Raw genomic sequence first — 19,883 nt, forward strand, 5'->3', positions numbered from 1 at the left:
CACACGCGGAGTGCTGCGCCACCATCAGGACAAGTATGATCGGCGCTACAGGAAGCGGGAGTCGACCTCTCCTGGGACTAGACTAGTTCGAGTTCAGTGATTGATGTCGCGGAGCATCGGAGCGTCACATCAGACGGCTCGCTCCGCGCAGGCTGGTTTAAGGGGCTCTCAAGGGGTGAGAATTGAGCCTTTCGGTCGACGGTCTGTCATCCCGTTTCACCGGCTCGGTCTTCATCGGGTCCACCTTGTCGCACCAAACGCACTTGAGTTCTGTTCTCCCGTTCGCGCTTAGGACCGGGACCAATCTCCTGCCGCAATGCAAACACCGCGTAACCGGGTCCATCGCGTTTCTCCGTCCGGGGCCAACGCAGGAACGGTGCCCACGTTCCTACGTTGGTTGCCAAACCGGCATGCCTGGAGCCCCGCCTGACTGGGGAGCAGACGCGGCCTACAGCAGGCTGCCCGCGCCTTTCTCAATCATCAATCTCGTTAGTAGCTAGTGGCTTGTTACGAAGGCGATGACGGCCTCATCAAAGGCAGGAGCGTTTTCGCCGGGAACAGTGTGAGAGGCGTCGGGAATCGTTATGCGCCTTCGCTCGGGAAGGCACTTCTCCAAGTGGTCCACGATGCGATGAAAGAACTCGGGGCTCCGCTCACCATTCATCAGAAGCGTTGGCGCCGAAATGCGCTTTGCCATTTCACAGGTGAACACCGGACGTGGGCGGGAACTTATTGCGTCCGCAACGGCCGACGCCGCATTGTCGGACATCATTTTCCGATCGGCATCTGATCGTCGGTCGTAGGTGCCGGGTCCGCCAACCGCTTCCGCAAAGAGGCGCAGCCCTGCGTCGATATCGCCCTTTCGGAACGCTTCCTGTGTGGACGCGAATCGAGCGCCCCACTCTTTCAGTAGCTCTGCGCTCCCGGGCATCCCGGCGAGCAACCCCGCGGCCGGCGGTTCGTTGACGACCAGGGTTATCACCATCTCGGGATGATTGGATGCGAAGAACAGCGCGGCGTGTGCACCGGCAGAGTGCGCGACGATGTGCGCGCGTTTTATGCCGAGCTCAGCGAGGATGGCTGCCAGATCCTCGCCGTGAACGTCGGCCGCGGCATCAGGCAGGCCATCCTTGCTCGTTGCGTTGGGAAAATGGTTCCGTCGGCTATAGGCAATCACGCGATGGTTTTTTGAGAGCACCGGAAGGTGCCCATTCCAGAAACGATAATCCTGAAGCCCGCCATGCACGAGAACGATCGGATCGCCCTCGCCGGCCTCGACATAGGCGAATTTCGTGTCAGCCGCCGTTAGCTCTTTGACATTATCGGCAATGACTGGCGAGGAGAGCCCAACCGCGAGAGCGACGCCGGCGAGCGGCCCCTTGATTCCGAAGTGCATGACCGAACTCCAGCAGTTGAGGCAGAACACTATAGCGCTCCAACCGTGAATTTACCATGCATCGGTGTGTTGCATCTTTTGATCAACCAAGAGTTGGAAGCGGGCTAGGGTCGCATGATGGCGGACACCCCTGCTCCGCTACCGACGCGTCGCGCCCGTGACGGCTCAGCCGCGCGCCGACGCGTTCTCTACCGCCAGCAGATTTGCGTATTTCTTTTCGAAGTCCCAGATTTTCTGGAAGCCGATCATCTTCACGAAGTCCTGGAAGGCCCACATCGGAGTCTCGACCAACCTTCCCTCGGCGTGAGCCTCATAGACGCTTTGAAGCGCTTTTGCGGCCGCGAACAGTCCCGCGGTGGGGTAAATGGCAGCGCTGAAGCCGATCTCCTCAAGCTGCTTTTGAGGAAGTATCGGCGTTTTGCCGCCGTGCAGTTGGTTCGAGACCAGCGGCGCGTCGACTGAGGCACCGATCTTCTTCATCTCGTCCACGGATTCCGGTGCCTCGATAAAGATCGCATCCGCTCCGGCCTCGGCGTATGCCACCGCGCGGCGTATTGCTTCATCCAGCGATACTGCCGTTCTTGCGTCCGTTCGCGCCAGGATCAGGAATTCGTTCGAGGAACGCGCATCGCACGCCACCTTGATCTTGTCCACCATCTCTTCGGTCGAGATGATGTGACGATTGGGCGTGTGACCGCACTTCTTTGGAATCTGCTGATCCTCGATCTGGATCATCGCCACGCCGGCTTTCTCGTAACCGCGCACGGTATGATGCACGTTCAGCAGACCACCATAGCCGGTATCACCATCTGCAATGACTGGCTTATCCACGGCCTGAGCGATTGCGGTCGCCCGGTCGAGCATATCGGTATAGGTCGCAAGGCCGGCGTCCGGATATCCCAGATAGGATGCGACGGTCCCGAAGCCCGTCATGTACAGCACCTTCGCATTCGTCTGGGCCGCGATTTTTGCTGAAACCAGATCGAAAACGCCTGGTGCGGCAATGAACTCTCGCGCATGCAGCATTTCCCTGATCGTTTTCTTGGCCATGTTGATCTCCCATGCGGGCCGCTCGCGCTGATGCTTGGGGCGAGCTGGAACTGACAGCTCGAGCGCGATGCGCGCCACTTATTTCACGGATAATATCTATATTGAAATAGCTATATTAAAGTAGCCACTACCATCACGATGCCGTGCGCGTGTGAGCCCGCCCTCACACGAAATCTGCGGCTGTCGAAGTAGTTAGATGTTAGATGCAGGGCGGCACGGAATCGTTCCAGTCCGGCGTCAGACACGGCGCAATCGCAGCCTTGTGACACTGAAGATAGCTATACTATTATAGCTATATGAAAAGCCGAACTCCTCCTCGCCAAGTCACGACGTTCCGCAACCAGTTCATGAATCTCTCGCGCCGGCTGCGCCGCGAAGCACATGCTGACGACCGCTCCTGGGTACGGCTGCAGTTGCTTGGCGCCATTGAGCGGGCCGGGGACGCCGCCACGCCAACCATGCTCGGCGAATCCGAGAATATGCGATCGTCGAACCTTGCCGCCGCGCTTCGGGAGCTCAACGCGGAGGGACTGATCATCCGGATGCCCGACGCCGAGGACCGTCGTAAGGTGAGAGTCCGCTTAAGCCGAACCGGCCGAGAAGTGCTTCATAAGAATATCACCCGTCGTGAGCAGTGGCTCGCGGACGCGATCGAGCGATGCCTGACGAGGGAAGAACGTGCTTTGCTGTTCAAGGCAGGAGGGCTCCTAAATCGCGTTGCCTCATTCAGCGGGACCGATTCCGGAAAGTGAGGAAGCATCGTCTATCCCACCCGATCGGTATCCAGATTTTGTGCCCGCCCCAGCGGCGTCTTCCTTGGCAAAAGCTGTGCAGTAGGAACATCACGGTCAAAGCGCGGCGGCAGGAGGGAACCTGGAGGCTCCGGGAAGGTTGGCAAATCGGGCAGGATCCAGGAAGGGGAGACGAATGATCCGCCCAATATGCACCGCCTTGGCGGTCACTTGTTTATCTGCATCGGCATTCGCCGAAACTTGTGTTGCCTCTCGTTATGGCTACATCGGCAGCCGAACTGCATCAGGCGAGCGGATGGACCCAAACGCAATGACCGCAGCGCATCGTACCAGGCCATTCGGCTCTCAGGTCACAGTCACCTCACACTCAACCGGTCGAAGCGTCACCGTTCGGATCAACGACCGTGGTCCCTTCATAAAGCGACGCTGCATAGACTTATCCACCGGAGCCGCGCGTGCACTTGGGATGGCCGGGACCGCGTTGGTCTTACTCGAATGAGACGCGCGAAAGTTGAGTGGTAAGCCTCCGGCGCGGCCGCCTTCCCGGTTCGTGTTCGAGCGAGGATGGTTTGCTCATTAATTTGCAAGCAAGTGAGCAAACGTGACGACGGTTACGGTTCTGTCCGGAGCGGCGACGGCGGCGGACTATTGCCGAGAAGCTTCGGATCATCGAGGACAGTTTGGCGCCCGCAAGACGCGGCGGGAACGCCGCGGCGATCTCGCCGATCGCGCTGGAGGCAGTCAGGCGCATCGATGCTCTGTTTGAGATCGAGCGCGGCGTCAACGGCCTGAGCACCGAAGAACGCCTGCTGGTGCGGCGTGAACAAAGTGCCGCACTCGTGACGTCGTTGCAAGCCTGGCTGTGCGAGCAGCGTGGCCGCTTGTCGCGCTCGGCCTCAGTCGCCGAAAATTTCGGTCGGCCTGTCGGCTTGGGTCTGCCTCGAACGTCCTCGGGGCGGTTCCGTCGGACGAAGGAGACAAGCAATGAATGCAACAGCAGAACCGATGCCCAAGGTTGTAGCGGAGCGTGAGTGGCGCCAAGCGCTCGACACGATGCTTACCAAGGAGAAAGCCCTGACCCGCACCAGGGATGCGCTTGCCGCAGAACGTCGCCGACTGCCGATGACAAAGATCGAGAAGTCCTACGTCTTCGACGGCGCAGATGGGCGGGTGAGCCTATTGGATCTATTCGATGGCCGGCCGCAGCTTCTCCTCTACCACTTCATGTTCGCGCCGGGCGTGCACGGCTGGCCGTCTTCGGGCTGTCCCGGATGCTCGATGTTCGTGGACAACATCGGTCAATTCGCCGTACCGCACCTGAGCGCGCGCGGCGTATCCCTTGTACTGGTCTCGCTCGCGCCCTTCGCCAGCATCGAGGCCTATCGCAAGCGCATGTCCTGGCCGCACCGCTGGGTCTCGTCAGCGAACAACAGCTTCAATGTCGATCTGGGGATCACGACGCCGAGCGGCGAAGCCCATGGGCTCAGCGTCTTCTTGCGGCGGGGAGACCAGGTGTTCCGCACCTACTTCACCTCCCGACGCGGATGCGAGGCGCTCGGGAATGTCTGGGGTTTCCTGGACGCGACGCCCTACGGGCGCCAGGAGACGTGGGAGGATTCGCCCCCGGATTGGCCCAAGTCACACCCCTACGAATGGTGGCGCCGGCACGACGAATATGAGTCGTAAGAAATCCTTAGACTAACCCGGCGAAAAGCGATCACTCCGCGGCCCGGCCGGAGGGTTCCGTTGAGTATCATTTCGAGGTCAGCGCGCACTTGAACACGCATTGGCAGTCGTGCTCAGTTTCCTAATTCGCGTCGCTACCCAAATTGGAGGCGAACGAAGCGCAAATTGTTTGATTTGGCTGGTACAGTTGGGTGGGCTCGAACCACCGACCTCCTGTTCCACAGACAGGCGCTCTAACCAACTGAGCTACAACTGCATCCTCGGACGAGGCCGCGCAAAGGGGCCTCGCGAATGGGCCGGAAACTAGGTGCAACGCTCCGCTTTGGCAAGGCCGAACGCGGGACTTTCCAACTTCCGAATACCCCGTAGCCCGGATGAAGCGCAGCGCAATCCGGGTCTCTCCGAGCCAAACGCCGGTCCCGGATTACGCTTTCGCTCCATCCGGGCTACAGACCATTGCGGCCTCTTCAAAACAAAAGGCCCGGGCTCGGTTGCCCGGGCCTTTCTGTGATTTTGCCCCGATCAGGCGGCCGGCTTGTAATATTTCGAGGCGCTGGCCTTGATCGGCTCGGCGGTCTCGCTGGCGACCTTCTGGCTGAGCTCGGTCAGCTCCTTGGCTTGAGCGCCGAAGGTCTCGAAGGTCTTGCGGGTCTGCGCGGTCCACAGTTCCAGCGCCTCGGAGGGCGTCTTGGCGCCGAGCAGTTCCTGGGCGAAATCGAGCGCCGAGGTGGTGTTGGCCTTCACGAACTCCATCAGCTTGGCGGTATATTCGCTCGCGCCCTTGCTGGCGGTGGTGAACACCGCCTCGATGGTGCCGTTATGGGCCTCGGCGGCGTCCTTGAACTTGGCGTAGTTGTCGCGCGCCTGCGAAACGCCCTTTTCGGCGAACGCGCGCATCTGCTCGGGAACTTCGAACGGAATGATAGAAGCGGAAAACGGGTCAGTCGAACTGGTCATCGCATGCATCCTTCACAACGGGGTAAAGTCCGGTGACCCCATTGCGAACGCCGCGGCCCGCAAGGACCGAGAACGGTCGAATTGGATCACGCTGCCTAGTTCCTAGTTCACGGAATGCCCTGTCCCTGGGCAGGACAAGTAAAGCTCTTTATCATGTCAATTTTGTGCAACGCAACGTTAAATCAATGCGATGCCGCATTTGTCAGCCCAGGGTTTCCGATTGCCGCGCCAAACCTCATGATTTCGGCTTGATCGCGTCCATTGCGGCGCGGCTGACGATCTGGCCCATTTCGCTCGCCTGCTGCGCCAGCGTGCGCATCTGGGCCTGCACATATTCGCTGTGCAGCCGCATCACTTCGCTGACGTCCTTGGCCTTCACGAGGGATTCCGCATAGTCCAGCGACGCCTTGACGTTGTTTTCGGCGTAAGTGAGCGCCTTGCTCGAAATGTCCTTGGCGCCGGCGCGAACCGTGGCGCTGCGCTCCTCCAGCGAGCCCGCGGTCTCCTGTGCGCTGGCCAGAAACTTCTCGAAGGTCTTGCGGGCCTGCTCGAAGCTCGCCTCAGCCATCGATCGTACGTCCTTCGGAATCTCGAAACGGTCCCGCGCATCGTTGCTCATGGTCCACTCCTTTTCTCTGTCAGGCCTTTTTGGCCCTTTCCTCCCGTTCGGGTCGCATCAGCCTACCGTCAAAGAACCTCGCCCGAATGACGTAAGCTTTTTTTGCGATCGTGAACTTTTGACGCAGGTTTGCAAGGTACAACGCCAAACCGGGCTTGATCGTTCGGGCGAGTTAACGTTATCGCGGCTTTGGATCGTGGGTAGTTTGGCGAGGCCGTGGACCTGCCGCGTCGCACTTGCGATACTAACGGTCTGTTAAGGCTGTCATCGTTTGGCCGCCGATTTCTTTCAGCCATCGGCGAGCGAGAAGCGAAACCGTGCGGTCAAGTTGTCGCGATGAATAGTGCGGAATTCCAGTTGCAGGGCCTCGGCGATCCCAGGCTGGCTGTGCATGCAACGAGCCCCCTGCCCACATGGCTGTGGTCGATCGACGGCAAGCGGGTGTTGTGGGCTAATCCGGTCGGCGCGCAATCGTTCGGCGCCGGGAATGGCGCGGCACTTTTGGGGAAGGTATTTGGGCCGGCCGACCAGCATCGGCGGCAGATCGCGCAGCTCGCCGGCCGCCTGCCGCAAAACGGCGCCGTGCGGCTCGAGCGGCTGCGCGGCTTCGGCGCACAGCCCGGCATGCTCGCCACCTACGCCTGCTCGCGGCTCGAATTCGCCGACGGCCGGCATGCCGTCCTGATCGCCGCCGCCAGCGGCGCGATCAATCGCACGATGCCGCTGCTCGAAAGGCTCGCACGCCTGGTCCGGGGTGTCGATGTGCCGATGGCCGCGTTCGCGCGCGACGGCATGTTCATCGGCGCCAGCGACGCCGCCCGGGCCCTGCTCGGCTTCCGCAATCTCACCGAGGCCGGCCTAGATGCCGCGCGCGAAGACGCGCTCCGGCAGGGCCGGGTCGAAACCTCCTTCCGCATCGGCCACATGGTGCTGCAGCGCGTCGGCAGCGGCGCGGATGTCGGCCTCATCGCGCTGATGATGCCCGCGGTCGCAGAGACCGAGGCCGCGCCCTCTCCGGCGGAAACCGCGACCGGCCCGGCGGCCAGGCAACCATTTTACGAGCAGCCCGCGCTGTCAGGGGAAGCGCCCGCCGAATTCGCGCTGTTCGACGCGCTGGATATGGAACCCGAGGAAGCCGAGCCCTCGCCCTTTATCGAGCCGGTCGCCGACGAGCCGTCGGTGCCGGTCGCAACGCCCTTGTCCTACACGACGCCGGATGGACGCACGCCGGCCGGCGCGTCCGAAAAGACGCCGTCATGGCATGACGAGCCGCTGCCAAATACGCGCCGCTACCCGCTGCGCTTCATGTGGCAGATGGACCGCGAAGGCCGCTTCTCGCTCGGCTCGGACGAGTTCACCCGGCTGATCGGCGTGCAGGCGGCGGCCGGCTTCGGCCGGCTGTGGAGCGACATCGCCGACAGGTTCGGCCTCGATCCCGAAGGCCGGGTGATGAAGGCCTTTGCCACTGAGGATACCTGGAGCGGCATCACGCTGAACTGGCCGGTCGATGGCGGCGGCCGGCTAAGGATCGAATTGTCGGGCCTGGCCATCTTCGACAGCGCGCGCAATTTCGCCGGCTATCGCGGCTTTGGCGTCTGCCGCGATTTCGACGGTCTGGCGCGGCTGGAGGCGCTGCGCCGCTACGAATTTTTCAGTGGACCGCCGGCCCAGCCACTGTCCGCCGACACAATTCCGGCCGAGCCTGAGCCATTGGAAGTGCGAGAAGCGCCGCGGCCCGAGGTCTCATCCGGCGCGGCGCCGCCGACGGAGCCCACTGCGGCATCTGCAACCAGTGCGGAAGTGCCCGAGCCGAAAGCGTCCGAGATTTCACAACAGAGCGATTTGGAAACGATTTTGGATACGCCCAAGGACATCTCAACGGAAACGCCGGTCGAGGCGCCCGGCAACGTGCTGCCATTCCGTCCGCCCGGCGAACCGAAGCCGCCGTCGCTGACGCCGGTCGAGAACAACGCCTTCAACGAACTGGCGCGGCAATTATCGGCGCGGCTCGAAAGCCAGATCGCCGAAGCGTCGGCGCCATCGGCGACCGAAGAGCTGGTCGCCGAGGCACCGCCACCGCCTGTGGAAGCGCACGAACCAGCCTTCGAAGCGCCAATCGCGGAGCAGCCCCCGACTGCCGCGCCGGCGACTGCTGCGCCGGAATGGCTGAGCGAGCCCGAGCCGGCGCCGCGCGGCGAAGCCAGGCGCGACCGCGCGCTGCTCGACCTCATGCCGACCGGTGTCTTGATCTATCGGCTCGACCGGTTGCTCTATGCCAACCCCGCTTTCCTTAAGCGGATGGGATATGAGAGCGTGCGCGCGCTGGAGGATGCCGGCGGACTGGATGCGCTGTATGTCGAGCCCGGCGTTTCGGCCGCGAGCAGCACCTCCGACAGCGGCACGCCGGTGCGGATCGCAGCAGCCCCGCCGCATGGCGATGCCGGCCATGGAAGCGCAGAGGCGCACCTTCACACGATCTCCTGGGACGGCGATTCCGCGCTCGCCTTGATCTTCGCCGAGCGGCACGACGAGGGCGCGGCCATCGCAGCGGCGATGGCGGCGGAGCGGCTTCCGCCTGACGTAGCTCCGGGGACAGGACTGGCCGATGCCGAGGAGCTCGGCGCCATCCTCGACACCGCGGCCGAGGGCGTCGTGATGTTCGATGCCGAGGGCAACATCAATTCCTGCAACCGCAGCGCCGAGGCGCTGTTCGGCTATGACGGCGACGAGCTCGTGCAGCGCAACCTCGCCGATCTCTTTGCGCCCGAAAGCCAGCGCGTCATGCTCGACTATCTCGAGAGCATCAAGGGCGAAGGCGTCGCAAGCCTGCTCGACCACGGCCGCGAGGGGCTCGGGCGCGTGCGCCAGGGCGGCCTCGTGCCGCTGTCGATCACCATGGGCCGCACCCGCGCCGACGGGCCGAACTTCTTTGCGGTGTTCCGCGATCTGTCGCAGGCCAAGAAGAGCGAGAGCGAGTTGCGCGAGGCCAGGCGCCTCGCCGAGCGCGCGGCGATCGCGAAGGCCGACATGCTGGCGCGGATCAGCCACGAAGTGCGCACACCGCTGAATGCCATCATCGGCTTTGCCGAAGTGATGATCGGCGAGCGATTCGGCACGCTCGGCAACGAGCGCTATCTCGAATACATGAAGGATATCAGCGCCTCCGGCGAGCACGTGCTGGCGATCATCAACGATCTGCTCGACCTGTCGCGGATCGAGACCGGCAAGCTCGATCTCGCCCTCACCGACCAGAATCTGAATGAAATGGTCGAAAGCTGCGTCGCGGTGATGCAGCCGCAGGCCAACCGCGAACGCATCATCATTCGCACCTCGCTTGCGCATATGCTGCCGCCGGTGCTGGCAGATGCGCGCGCGCTGCGCCAGATCACGCTCAATTTGATCGGCAATTCGATCCACCTCGCCAATGCCGGCGGCCAGGTCATCGTCTCGACCGCGTTGTCCGATTTCGGCGAGGTGATGCTGCGTGTCCGCGACACCGGACAGAGCCTCAACGACAACGAGGTCGCCGCAGCCCTCGAGCCGTTCCGCACGCCGGCGCCGTCGGACCAGACCACCGAAGGCTCCGCCGTCAGCCTGTCGCTGACGAAGGCATTGGTCGAAGCCAACCGCGCCAGATTCCACATCAAGACCGGGGGCCGCTCCGGCACCCTGATCGAAGTGGCGTTCCCCCACGCCACCGCGCGGGCGTGAGCACGATCCCGTAGCCCGGGTGAAGCCCAGCGCAACCCGGGACAGGTGCATCCGCGTTCGCGAGGCGGCCCTGGGTTACGCTGCGCTCCACCCGGGCCACGGCGCTGCGGGGATGTGTCGCGTTCGCGGGATGCGACACGGCACAATTATTGCTCGATTTTCCCGACGTGAATGCATCGGCGCCTGACGCGCCCAATTCCTGAGCAATTTGATTTCACCTCATCGATCCTGATCGAGGTCCCATGCGCTGCCTGGTCGTTGCCGATCTGCATTATTCATTGCCGCAGTTCGACTGGCTGCTCGCGGCCGCGCCGCAATTCGATCTGGTGGTCTTTGCCGGCGATGCGCTCGACATCTCATCGATCGTCGATTTCCGCGCCCAGATCGTCGTGGTGAAGAAATATCTTTCACTGCTCGCAGCGCGCACCCGCGTCATCCTCTGCTCCGGCAATCACGATCTCGACGAACGCAATCCGGACGGCGAGAAGATCGCGCGCTGGGTCTCTGACGCCAGGGAACTCGGGATCGCCGGCGACGGCGACAATCTGACCATCGGCGATACGCTGTTCACGGTGTGCCCGTGGTGGGACGGCCCAAAGGTGAAGGAGCGGCTCGACGCGCAACTTCGTAACGCCGCCGTCAACCGGCCCGCGAATTGGATCTGGGTGCATCACGCGCCGCCCGCAAACTCGCCGACGAGCTGGGGCGGCAAGCGCTTCTTCGGCGATGTCGAGCTGGTGCAATGGATCGAGCGCCATCAGCCGTCGATGGTGATATCAGGCCATGTGCACCAGTCGCCGTTCATTCCTGATGGCTCGTGGTTCGACCGATTAGGCGCGACCTGGGTGTTCAACACCGGCCGCCTCCCCGGTCGTCCGCCGACCTATATCGTACTTGATATCGACCAAGGCAGCGCGTTCTGGCTGGCGCCGGGCGAGGAGCAGACCATCGATCTCAACGCATCGCTGCAGCCGGCCGCGCGGATCGAGAACCCGCCGCCCTGGCTCACATCCTTGGGTCTGATTGCCGATCCGATCCTGGCGCGACCTGCATCGGCGGCAGGTTGATCATGCTCTGCAGGATCTCGCCGACCATCGCCAGATGCGTGCCATGGTCGGCATATTGGTGCATGAGATCGGCGAGATAGGTGGTGGCGACGTTGAGTCGTTGTGCGAGCAGCCGGGCCAGCAGCAGCGCCACTTCCGGCTGCTCGCGCAGGAAGGCCGCCGCATCATCGAATTCATAGACCAGCGAGTCGGATGCAGCGCGCACCGTTGCGGTGTGCGGCTGATCGAGCAGCACACTCATCTCACCGAGCACGGCGCCGGGCTCAGCGAGCACCGCGACCACGGCATCGCCCTTGATCACTTCCAGCCGCCCTTCGATCAGCACGAACAGATGCCCGGTCTTGCCGCCCTCATGGATGATGAGCGCGCCGGACGGCACCTGCCGCCGAACTGCCGCGCCGCAATAATCCAGGATCGCCCGCATCCGAACCCCACCTCCCGGAAGGAAGACTAGGCGCAGACTTCCCCGAGGGGAAACGCATTAGCTGGGCGCACTGCCCAAATTGTCGGCACTTCGGGGGACGCCGCAGGACGACGCATCAATCGATCCCCTTGCGCGCGGCATCGAGCGCGCCGGCCAAGAGTTCGAGCGCCTTCACGCGGCGCCGTCGTGCCAATCGCTCCTCGCCGACCTTTCGCTCATGCTCGCCGGCGATGAAGGCCTGGATGTCCGGCAACGGACGGATCGCGCCGCGGCTGCCCCATTGGCCGTCCGGCACCTCGGTCGGAAATACCCAGACGCGCGGCGCGACGTCTTCGAACGTACCGCCGTCCGCGCGCACGATAGCGTCGGTGATGTCTTTCACCAAGGCCTTGCGCGAAGCTTCGGTGTACTGCCCTTCCGGCACCGTCGGGACGATGCGGTAACGCGGCAACGCCGAGCGTTGGCCCGCGACGTAGACGGCGGCCGGCCGATGCAGAAACACGACCGTCACGCTTTGGGCGACCTCATTGGCAGGATCGAATCCTTCGTGTCCGATCAGGATATCGCCCAGTTCCTTGATCAGCCGCGCTTCGGCTTCGCTGTTCAATGCCCCTTCGGGAATGGTCACGTCGATCATCGGCATAAAGACCTCCTGTGCTCGTTCGCAAGCCGAGGTCTAGGTGCTGAGCGGTTCTGCCGACAGTGGCAGTATCGCCATCTTTCGAGGAAATTCGGACAGGCGCGGCTATGCAGCCGGCACAGCGCGGGCGTTGCGGCGCGCGAAACGGCGTTGATATTCGCGAGGTGAAAGCCCGGTTTCGCGTCTGAATAGGCGGCGGAAGGTGGAGAGATCGTTGTAGCCGACACGGGCGCTGACCGCATCGACGCTCAAGCCTTTGGTTTCGAGCAGCCGCTTTGCCACATCGACGCGCAGCGCTTGCAGGTACTGGAGCGGCGCCTCGCCGGTCGCGAGCTTGAAGCGGCGATTGAGCGTGCGCTCGCTGACCGCAAGATGCTGCGCGAGTTCGGCGAGGCTGAACCCATGTTGTAGTGACTTTTCCATCCAGCGTTGCGCCCGTGCCACCAGCGCGTCCGAATGCTGCGGCGCGCTCGGCATGCTGGCGTAGGAGGTCTGCGAGACGCGGTTTGACTCGATCAGCATCAACTTGCCGGTTTCGGCCGCCACTTCGAGGCCAGCAAATTTCTCAACCAGGCGAAGCGCCAGATTGAGCGACGTCGTCACCGCGGCGGAACAGACGATGCGGTTCTGCTCGGTCAGGATTTCCGAGACCCGGAGGTCCACTTCGGGGTAACGTTTGGCGAATGCCTTCGCCTTCGCCCAATGCGTCGTGGCAACGCCACCGTCGAGCAGGCCGGCCTCGGCGAGAATGAAACTGCCGGTACAGTAGGAGGCGAGCAGCGCCCCGCGCGCGTGCTGGCGGCGCAGCGCAGCAAGCAGCGGTTCGACAATGTCGATTCTTTCGAAGAAGCGCTCAATGTTGACAACGAAGGGTCCCGGCACGACCACCGCATCCGCGGCGGCACGTGCGCTGATCGGCCCGTCGACGTCGATGACCTGGCCCGAAGCGGTCTCGACCGGCTTGCCGTCCAGCGACTCGACCCGCCATTGCAGCAGCGGCGCTCTTGCCCCGCGATGGTGAGGCCGTTCTGCCCATACCGCATTGGCCGCGGTGAAGACGTCGATCGCCCCCGCCACGCCGGAGGCCAGGATGCCGTCATAGACCCAGATCCGGACGAGCGGCATGGTCCTGTCCGATTTTGCTCATGAGGGGGCGATACTGCCATCCCGCGTTCTGACGAACAAGCCGAACAACAAGGCCTGGAGGAAAATGCCCGGCCCCGACGACACTCCGCAGAGTCGTGGAATCCAAATTTGGAATCGCTCTAAGTCGTTACGCTGGAATCACTCTAAATCAGGCCGTTCGCGACATCGGGTCGCGGACATCTTGGCGTCGCCTGCGCTAGGCACTCCGGTACCGCGTGACATCCTGCCGGAGCAGCCTCATGATCAACTTTCGCGTCCTCGCCGCGTCAGCGGCGGTGCTGTGCCTGACCTTGCCCGCCGTCTCGACCGCATCGGCCGACAATGGCGAAGTCAACGTTTACACCTATCGCGAGACCAAGCTGATCCAGCCACTGTTCGATGCCTTCACCAAGGACACCGGCATCAAGGTCAATGTCGTCTCGGCGAGTTCTGGGCTGGAGCAGCGCATCAAGGCGGAGGGCGCCAACAGCCCGGCCGATGTGCTCTTGACGGTTGATATCGGCCGCATCGACGAAGCCGTCCAGACCGGCGTGACCCAGCCGATCAAGTCGGAAGTGATCGAGAAGACCGTCCCGGCACAATATCGCGATCCGGACGGGCATTGGGCCGGCATCTCCATGCGCGCACGCGTGATCTATGCCTCCAAGGACCGCGTCAAGCAGGACAAGATCACTTACGAAGAGCTCGCCGACCCCAAGTGGAAAGGCAAGATCTGCATCCGCTCCGGCCAGCACATCTACAACAACGCGCTGTTCGCGGCCTATGTCGCTAAGCACGGCGAGGCCAAGGCCGAGGAATGGCTGCGTGGCGTCAAGGCCAATCTCGCGCAGAAGCCGTCCGGCGGCGATCGCGAAGCCGCGCGCGACGTCGCCGCGGGCAAATGCGACATCGGCATCGGCAATACCTATTACTGGGCGCTGATGATGAACAACGATCCCGACAAGAAGCCGTGGGCGGAGGCGACCCGCGTCGTGCTGCCGACCTTCGAGGGCGGCGGCACCCACGTCAATCTTTCCGGCGTGCTACTCGCCAAGCATGCGCCCAACAAGGCCAACGCCGTGAAGCTGATCGAATGGCTCGCCGGCGAGCAGGCGCAGCAAATGTATGCCGACCAGAACTACGAATACCCGGTTCGTGCCGGCGTCGCCGTCAATCCCACCATTGCGGGCTACGGCACACTGAATGCCGACAGCCTGCCGATCTCGAAGATCGCCGCAAGCCGCAAGGCGGCGGCAACGCTGGTGGACAAGGTCGGCTTTGACAACTGACCTCTCCGCTTCGCCCCCTCTCCTGCCCGCTGGAGAGGGCCGGGGCGAGGGTGCTGCTGCGATTCACGCCGCCCGAAAAAAGAGAGCGCCCACTCGCGGGACGCGACGCGTCTACGCCGGCCGGATCGCCGCGGCAATCGCTGTGATGACGGCGGTCCTGGTCGCGGCTCCCGTCATCTCGATCGTGTCGCTTGCCATGCAGCCGGCGCCGGAAGTGTGGCACGACCTGATCAACTATGTGCTGCCGGCGGCGCTACTCGACACCGCGCTCCTGCTCGCCGGTGTCGGTGCGCTGACGCTTCTGCTCGGTGCCGGCACCGCGTGGCTGATCTCGCGCTATGATTTCCGCGGCCGCCGCACGCTGCTGTGGCTGATGCCGCTGCCGCTGGCGGTCCCGACCTATCTCGCCGCTTACGTCTACGCCGATTTGTTCGAGCCGCTCGGCCTCGTCCATCGCACGCTCGCGATCTGGCTGCCGCTGCGTGACGCTGTCGGCTGGCTGCCTAATCTCCGCTCCCTGCCCGGCGCGATTGTCGTGATCGGGCTGGTGCTCTACCCCTACGTCTATCTGTCGGCGCGGGCGATGTTCCAGTTTCAAACCGCCGAATTCGCCGAGGCCGCGAAGACGCTCGGCGCCGGCAAATGGACCGTGTTCTGGCGCGTGTCGCTGCCGATGGCGCGGCCGGCACTTGCGGTCGGCGTAGCGCTGGTATCGCTGGAGACATTGAACGATATCGGTGCCAGCGAATATCTCGGCATCCGCACGCTGACGGTCTCGATCTTCACGACCTGGCTCAACCGCGGCAGCCTCGCCGGCGCTTCGCAGCTCGCCTGCCTGATGCTCGCCATTGTCGCCGGCCTGGTCATCATGGAACGCTACGGCCGCCGCAACACCAATGCCGAGCTCGCCGCCGAAAGCCCACGGCTGATGCCGCGAACACCACTGGTGGGCGCCAAAGCCTGGTCGGTATTCGCAGCATGCCTGCTGCCGGTGCTGATCGGCTTTGTCGTGCCGCTACTCTATCTTATGCATCAAAGCATCAAGCGCGGGCTGCTCGCCAATTTCGACGCGTCGCTCTGGCGCCACGCGTTCCACTCGGTCGCGTTTGCCAGCCTGGCCACGCTGCTGGCGCTGCTGCTCGGGTTCTCCACCATCATCGCCCATCGCTGGCGGCCAAGTCCGTTGCAGCATGTCGCGATGAACATCTCGCAGGCCGGCTACGCGCTGCCCGGCCTCGTGATCGCGCTTGGCCTGCTCGCGCCGGTGCTTGCTGTCGACAATGGGCTGAACGCGCTCGCCGCGTGGACTGGGCAATCGCTGCCGGGATTGATCCTGATGGGCTCGGGCTCAGCCGTGGTGATGGCCTACGCGATCCGCTTCCTGGCGGTGCCGACCGGCTTGCTCAAGGCCGGCTTCGAGCAGATCCCACGCGACTACGACGAGAGCGCGCGTGCCGTCGGCGCCGGCCAGGCAACGATTCTGCACTGGATCCACCTGCCGCTCTTGAAGCCCGCACTGTTCGGCGCCGCCATCATCGTCCTCGTCGATTGCCTGAAGGAGCTTCCCGCAACGCTTCTGCTGCGGCCGCTGAATGTCGAAACGCTCTCGACCTCGATCTACCAATTCGCCAGCCGCGGCAGTTTCGAGGAAGGCGCACTCGCAGCCCTGCTCATCATCGCCGCCAGCATCGGCCCGGTGGCGTGGCTGACGCGCTTCTCCGACGTACCGAACGGGCCGGCGTAGGCGCAGGACGATCCGGGCAGCGTGAGGGCGCGACAGAGATCGAGCCTGTGGCCACCGCCCTATCATGGTAGTGCTGGCGCTGAGCCAAGCTTCCTCCGACCAAAAATCTCTAACATCTTCCGCTCGTTGCTCATCCTGCCGATGTCCGAGTGCATAGTCGATTTCGCGCAAACGCAGCCTCGGCTGGGACCGGGATCGACACCGCCCGGCAAGTGGCCATCGCGTTATGAGAAATGCTCATCTCGAAATGAACCAGTCCATAAGGGCGTGCCCACAATCCTGCGTCCGGACACTTCTCAAAAAAGTAGAAGCCATTTAAATACACAACCGATGACCCGAATCTGCACGGATCAGTCGCGGGGCACCGGTTCCGCCGAAGGCCAGGAGACCAACGTATGCACCAACACCTCCCGCTCGATGGATTTGATCCGCTTAGCGAAGCTGCATCAGCAGGGACTATCGAGCGAACCTTGTTCGAGGATGCGACAAAGCGGGTCGTACTGAATATTCTTCGCAGCTATACCGGCTACTATGACGTGTTCTCTGAAATCATTCAGAACTGTCTCGATGCCATCGACGAAAAGCGCTCGAAGGAGCAGAACTATCGTCCCAGGCTCACTATTTCTATCGACATCGCTGATCGTTCGATCCGTGTAATTGACAACGGCATCGGCATGACCCTGGAGCAATTCAAGTATTGCTTCCGCCCGAACGTCAGTTTCAAGCATCGGCGTCAAGGACGTGGTCACAAGGGAGTTGGCGCGACATTTCTGGCATACAACTACGATCACATCCGGTTGCAATCAAAGCGCGACGGACAAGCATTTTCCGCCACACTGTCCATGGGGCGTCATTGGGCCGAGGACGTCACTGGTAGCGTCCCCCGACCGACGTTCAAACAATCAGAATTCGACTGCCCGTCCCTCTCGTCTGAAAGCAGCGGCACCTGTATTGAAATTCAACTTGGTCCGCACCGGCCAAACCTACCTTGGCTTGGCGCAACCAGCGCCCAGCAATGGTACGACGTCTTGAGGCTCAAGACGCCTCTTGGTGGCATCTATCTGCATAGCCCTGATCGAGTTGTCGAGCTCGATGGAGATCTTGAGGTGCGGGACGTGGCTGGCACGACCACGCGCCACACTTTCAATCGCCCGGACTACTATTATCCTCACGACCTCCCAAACATCGACCGGATCAAGAGCGTGTCCGACATCGAGGGCCGAATAGCATCGCTTTCTGGAGATCCGTCTCAGCGCCTGCAGCGCCTTGGTGAAGAGTTCAAGCGTCTGGACGCGGTTTGGGAGTTATGGACAAACGATCAGATTGTAGAGCACCCAGTCCTTTCGCGAAATTTGACCGAGGAGCAGAAGGTGCTCGTCGGCAGGCACCGGATGTACATCTACGGCTGCTTTGTGAGCACCGCGAAAACTTGGTCGTCCTTTCAGCAAGAGTATCTAAAGGTCCGAAAATCGCCGCTCTTGCTTTCAGGCGGACTTCAAATGGCCTCTGATTTTATGATCCAGGGGGATCCAAGCGTCATCCCCCTCACCAGTTCCATCGGGTACCAAAACAACACTCACATCGTTTTGCACCTCATAGACGGCAACCCGGACATGGGGAGGAAGGTTTTCCAACCCGAAATCAAGGCCGTCGCGGACGAACTAAGTCGCCGCGTCGTCGACGTCTTTAAGAGCTACCTATCCTTGATGCGACCAGACACTGGTGCACCGAGCGCTCGCGCAGGGTCCGAGCTTTGGAACTACAAGTCTGCTCAAATCGCCCATCGAGAGAAAAATCCGTTGGATTTCATTTTCAACGGTCAGAAGCTCTCGATCGTCTCAACTCCGCAGAAGGAGCAGGATGTTATAGCTCTGTTCCACGAATTGTTGGGAGTTGGGCTGCTTCGGGGTTATCGAGTGCATTCAACCTCTGAGCATGAGCGGTACGATTCGATCGTCCGCGCGGCGTACGAGACAGAAGATCGCTACGCCGAGAACAATCAGCTTGGCATCGACCAGCGTGAGGTAGAGGGCGGAGAGGGAGAGCCCAAAATCCTCGAATACAAGGTCGACCTCGATGGGTTAGTTGCCGACTTTGAGAATGAGAAGAAGTTCTTGAAGGATGTCGATCTCCTCGTTTGTTGGACGATGGGGAACGACTACAAGGATTCTTTTACGCTGACGTCCTACCTCTGGGGCGAACAAGGCGCGGCGAGAGCATTCTTTGGGGCAACTCACGCGCTGTATCGTGAACGGGAGAGGGTTCTGGAGGTAATCTGCTTGAACGACCTTATTAACTTCGTTCAGGATCCTGTGGCGGTGGCCGGAGAGCAAAAGGTGAAATACGGAGCTTAATCGGACAAGGCCGCATCTGTTCACTAGCGCCTTTTGCTCTTGGGCAGACATCTGGAAGACAGCGCAAACGCTGTCGCTCAATCGAGCTTCGAGCGATGCTGAAGAGCAGAATGCAGACGTGGTCAAGCCAGCCGATCCCCGCCGCAACGTCGGGACCCGAGTACTACAGCGTAGCCTTTCAATACCTCGAAAGTCTTCTTTCCAAGGAACTTGAACAAGCTCTCCTGATAACCCCTCGGCAACAAAGGGCGGCAATCGTCCTTCGGCTTGTCCAGCCCCACACTGTTCTAAATGGACCTAGTATATGGCCGACAATTAGAAGAGCACTCGACGACATCGAGCATCAGATAGCGGAGCTAATTGCAAATCACTCGGTCGCATTTTGGATGCATCTGTATAGGCGCATTGGCCCCATGCTTCATCCCGAGCATGAGGATAAAACCGATCCGCGAACGGCTGCCTTGGTTCGAAAAATCGTGGAAGCCGCGATCTGCAAGTATGGCATTGCTGACTGCGCCCGAGAGTTCTGTTTATCGAGCGCCGTTAACATCAAGAAAATCTTGGGTGGCGTACTGATCTCGGCCATCAAAGAGACAGTTCCAAAGCCCCTCGCCGCCTTACGGGGCATGGAGCGTCACCTAGCGGCCGCGCCGCAGTGGGTCATCAAACAATTTACTCCAGAAGATTTTGTCGCGGTCTATCAAGTGGAAGGCCTCGCATACCAGTATTGGAGAGTAATGGCCTTGTTGCGCTCGCTCGGAAAGGGCGCCTCAGTCGAATTCTCGGCCGATGGAGAATGGACCTATCACACGACGGCGGAGTTCAATGATCTAATCATATCGATCGATGACCGCACCGAGAGGACTGCTTTTGACTACTCACTAATCGGCGTGTGGTTCGATCAGAAACAGAAAGTAGACAGAAACTCTCCGGTACTGTTAGGGTGCCGTCCGAAAAGCGGTTGGAATTGAAAGTGGCGTAGTCTCCGGGGTGATCAACCTCGAATCACCCGGCGTTGACGCGCCGGGCTGGAGACCACGCCATGACAAGCGTTACCACGAAGGCTTTA

The 19,883-nt window shown here is 61.8% G+C and carries 16 protein-coding genes, 1 tRNA gene and 1 pseudogene; 10 read left to right on the forward strand and 8 right to left on the reverse strand.

Annotated elements, in window-relative coordinates:
• Positions 1-496: 496 nt before the first annotated feature.
• Both ACZYOF_RS12720 and ACZYOF_RS12725 read right to left on the reverse strand, forming a co-directional pair.
• On the reverse strand, positions 497-1,426 hold the full coding sequence (locus ACZYOF_RS12720; RefSeq protein WP_463715951.1) for an alpha/beta fold hydrolase: 930 nt from the start codon (positions 1,424-1,426) through the stop codon (positions 497-499).
• A 135-nt stretch (positions 1,427-1,561) separates the two neighbouring features.
• On the reverse strand, positions 1,562-2,446 hold the full coding sequence (locus tag ACZYOF_RS12725; protein WP_463715952.1) for an isocitrate lyase/PEP mutase family protein: 885 nt from the start codon (positions 2,444-2,446) through the stop codon (positions 1,562-1,564).
• 347 nt (positions 2,447-2,793) lie between these two features.
• Between ACZYOF_RS12725 and ACZYOF_RS12730 the strand changes: the two genes are divergently transcribed.
• From ACZYOF_RS12730 to ACZYOF_RS12745, 4 genes and pseudogenes are all read left to right on the forward strand, one after another.
• Entirely contained in the window at positions 2,794-3,198 is a 405-nt protein-coding gene (locus ACZYOF_RS12730; protein WP_463715953.1) for a MarR family winged helix-turn-helix transcriptional regulator, read from the forward strand.
• 175 nt (positions 3,199-3,373) lie between these two features.
• Positions 3,374-3,697 (forward strand): septal ring lytic transglycosylase RlpA family protein, encoded by a 324-nt coding sequence (locus tag ACZYOF_RS12735; protein WP_463715954.1) that lies wholly within the window; start codon positions 3,374-3,376, stop codon positions 3,695-3,697.
• Between the two features lie 184 nt (positions 3,698-3,881).
• Positions 3,882-4,100: pseudogene (locus tag ACZYOF_RS12740) on the forward strand (IS66 family transposase); the annotation flags it as partial.
• 103 nt (positions 4,101-4,203) lie between these two features.
• Positions 4,204-4,884 (forward strand): DUF899 domain-containing protein, encoded by a 681-nt coding sequence (locus ACZYOF_RS12745; RefSeq protein WP_207234609.1) that lies wholly within the window; start codon positions 4,204-4,206, stop codon positions 4,882-4,884.
• 179 nt (positions 4,885-5,063) lie between these two features.
• Here ACZYOF_RS12745 and ACZYOF_RS12750 read toward each other — a convergent pair.
• The 3 genes from ACZYOF_RS12750 to ACZYOF_RS12760 all read right to left on the reverse strand — a co-directional run bounded on the left by ACZYOF_RS12750 (position 5,064) and on the right by ACZYOF_RS12760 (position 6,460).
• Positions 5,064-5,140: transfer RNA gene (locus ACZYOF_RS12750), tRNA-His, on the reverse strand.
• A 266-nt stretch (positions 5,141-5,406) separates the two neighbouring features.
• Positions 5,407-5,841 carry a phasin gene (locus ACZYOF_RS12755; RefSeq protein WP_130581235.1) on the reverse strand — a complete coding sequence of 145 codons (435 nt, stop codon included), beginning with the start codon at positions 5,839-5,841 and terminating at the stop codon, positions 5,407-5,409.
• A gap of 235 nt (positions 5,842-6,076) precedes the next feature.
• Positions 6,077-6,460, reverse strand: a complete 384-nt coding sequence (locus ACZYOF_RS12760; RefSeq protein ID WP_463715955.1) for a phasin family protein — start codon at positions 6,458-6,460, stop codon at positions 6,077-6,079.
• Between the two features lie 336 nt (positions 6,461-6,796).
• On the opposite strand from ACZYOF_RS12760, the gene ACZYOF_RS12765 reads away from it, so the two are divergent.
• Positions 6,797-10,171, forward strand: a complete 3,375-nt coding sequence (locus tag ACZYOF_RS12765; protein WP_463715956.1) for a PAS domain-containing protein — start codon at positions 6,797-6,799, stop codon at positions 10,169-10,171.
• Between the two features lie 242 nt (positions 10,172-10,413).
• Positions 10,414-11,238 (forward strand): metallophosphoesterase family protein, encoded by an 825-nt coding sequence (locus tag ACZYOF_RS12770; protein WP_130583092.1) that lies wholly within the window; start codon positions 10,414-10,416, stop codon positions 11,236-11,238.
• On the opposite strand, the gene ACZYOF_RS12775 is transcribed toward ACZYOF_RS12770, so the two are convergent.
• The 3 genes from ACZYOF_RS12775 to ACZYOF_RS12785 all read right to left on the reverse strand — a co-directional run bounded on the left by ACZYOF_RS12775 (position 11,177) and on the right by ACZYOF_RS12785 (position 13,427).
• Positions 11,177-11,662 carry a cyclic nucleotide-binding domain-containing protein gene (locus ACZYOF_RS12775; protein ID WP_282531972.1) on the reverse strand — a complete coding sequence of 162 codons (486 nt, stop codon included), beginning with the start codon at positions 11,660-11,662 and terminating at the stop codon, positions 11,177-11,179. The genes ACZYOF_RS12770 and ACZYOF_RS12775 overlap by 62 nt on opposite strands.
• Positions 11,663-11,777: 115 nt before the next feature.
• A complete protein-coding gene (locus ACZYOF_RS12780) occupies positions 11,778-12,305 on the reverse strand; it encodes a tautomerase family protein (protein ID WP_463715957.1) in 528 nt (175 codons plus the stop codon).
• Positions 12,306-12,407: 102 nt separating this feature from the next.
• Positions 12,408-13,427, reverse strand: a complete 1,020-nt coding sequence (locus ACZYOF_RS12785; RefSeq protein WP_282531974.1) for a GlxA family transcriptional regulator — start codon at positions 13,425-13,427, stop codon at positions 12,408-12,410.
• 260 nt (positions 13,428-13,687) lie between these two features.
• Here ACZYOF_RS12785 and ACZYOF_RS12790 point away from each other — a divergent pair, with 260 nt between their 5' ends.
• The 4 genes from ACZYOF_RS12790 to ACZYOF_RS12805 all read left to right on the forward strand — a co-directional run bounded on the left by ACZYOF_RS12790 (position 13,688) and on the right by ACZYOF_RS12805 (position 19,785).
• Positions 13,688-14,716 carry a Fe(3+) ABC transporter substrate-binding protein gene (locus ACZYOF_RS12790; protein WP_463715958.1) on the forward strand — a complete coding sequence of 343 codons (1,029 nt, stop codon included), beginning with the start codon at positions 13,688-13,690 and terminating at the stop codon, positions 14,714-14,716.
• A gap of 145 nt (positions 14,717-14,861) precedes the next feature.
• Positions 14,862-16,460, forward strand: a complete 1,599-nt coding sequence (locus tag ACZYOF_RS12795) for an ABC transporter permease (RefSeq protein WP_463715959.1) — start codon at positions 14,862-14,864, stop codon at positions 16,458-16,460.
• A gap of 395 nt (positions 16,461-16,855) precedes the next feature.
• Positions 16,856-18,814 carry an ATP-binding protein gene (locus ACZYOF_RS12800; RefSeq protein WP_463715960.1) on the forward strand — a complete coding sequence of 653 codons (1,959 nt, stop codon included), beginning with the start codon at positions 16,856-16,858 and terminating at the stop codon, positions 18,812-18,814.
• Positions 18,815-19,227: 413 nt separating this feature from the next.
• The gene (locus ACZYOF_RS12805) at positions 19,228-19,785 is read left to right on the forward strand and encodes a hypothetical protein (RefSeq protein ID WP_463715961.1); all 558 of its coding nucleotides are present in this window, start codon (positions 19,228-19,230) and stop codon (positions 19,783-19,785) included.
• Positions 19,786-19,883: the final 98 nt, after the last annotated feature.

This window comes from Bradyrhizobium sp. LeoA1Lang, from assembly GCF_055413685.1.

Bases quoted from the DNA above. Each gene is read 5' to 3' on its own strand.
- ACZYOF_RS12775 (WP_282531972.1), bottom strand. From the start codon at position 11,662: ATGCGGGCGATCCTGGATTATTGCGGCGCGGCAGTTCGGCGGCAGGTG.
- ACZYOF_RS12780 (WP_463715957.1), bottom strand. From the start codon at position 12,305: ATGCCGATGATCGACGTGACCATTCCCGAAGGGGCATTGAACAGCGAA.
- ACZYOF_RS12725 (WP_463715952.1), bottom strand. From the start codon at position 2,446: ATGGCCAAGAAAACGATCAGGGAAATGCTGCATGCGCGAGAGTTCATT.
- ACZYOF_RS12755 (WP_130581235.1), bottom strand. From the start codon at position 5,841: ATGACCAGTTCGACTGACCCGTTTTCCGCTTCTATCATTCCGTTCGAA.
- ACZYOF_RS12730 (WP_463715953.1), top strand. From the start codon at position 2,794: ATGAATCTCTCGCGCCGGCTGCGCCGCGAAGCACATGCTGACGACCGC.
- ACZYOF_RS12800 (WP_463715960.1), top strand. From the start codon at position 16,856: ATGCACCAACACCTCCCGCTCGATGGATTTGATCCGCTTAGCGAAGCT.
- ACZYOF_RS12790 (WP_463715958.1), top strand. From the start codon at position 13,688: ATGATCAACTTTCGCGTCCTCGCCGCGTCAGCGGCGGTGCTGTGCCTG.
- ACZYOF_RS12770 (WP_130583092.1), top strand. From the start codon at position 10,414: ATGCGCTGCCTGGTCGTTGCCGATCTGCATTATTCATTGCCGCAGTTC.
- ACZYOF_RS12785 (WP_282531974.1), bottom strand. From the start codon at position 13,427: ATGCCGCTCGTCCGGATCTGGGTCTATGACGGCATCCTGGCCTCCGGC.
- ACZYOF_RS12735 (WP_463715954.1), top strand. From the start codon at position 3,374: ATGATCCGCCCAATATGCACCGCCTTGGCGGTCACTTGTTTATCTGCA.
- ACZYOF_RS12760 (WP_463715955.1), bottom strand. From the start codon at position 6,460: ATGAGCAACGATGCGCGGGACCGTTTCGAGATTCCGAAGGACGTACGA.
- ACZYOF_RS12765 (WP_463715956.1), top strand. From the start codon at position 6,797: ATGAATAGTGCGGAATTCCAGTTGCAGGGCCTCGGCGATCCCAGGCTG.
- ACZYOF_RS12745 (WP_207234609.1), top strand. From the start codon at position 4,204: ATGCCCAAGGTTGTAGCGGAGCGTGAGTGGCGCCAAGCGCTCGACACG.
- ACZYOF_RS12795 (WP_463715959.1), top strand. From the start codon at position 14,862: ATGACGGCGGTCCTGGTCGCGGCTCCCGTCATCTCGATCGTGTCGCTT.
- ACZYOF_RS12805 (WP_463715961.1), top strand. From the start codon at position 19,228: ATGCTTCATCCCGAGCATGAGGATAAAACCGATCCGCGAACGGCTGCC.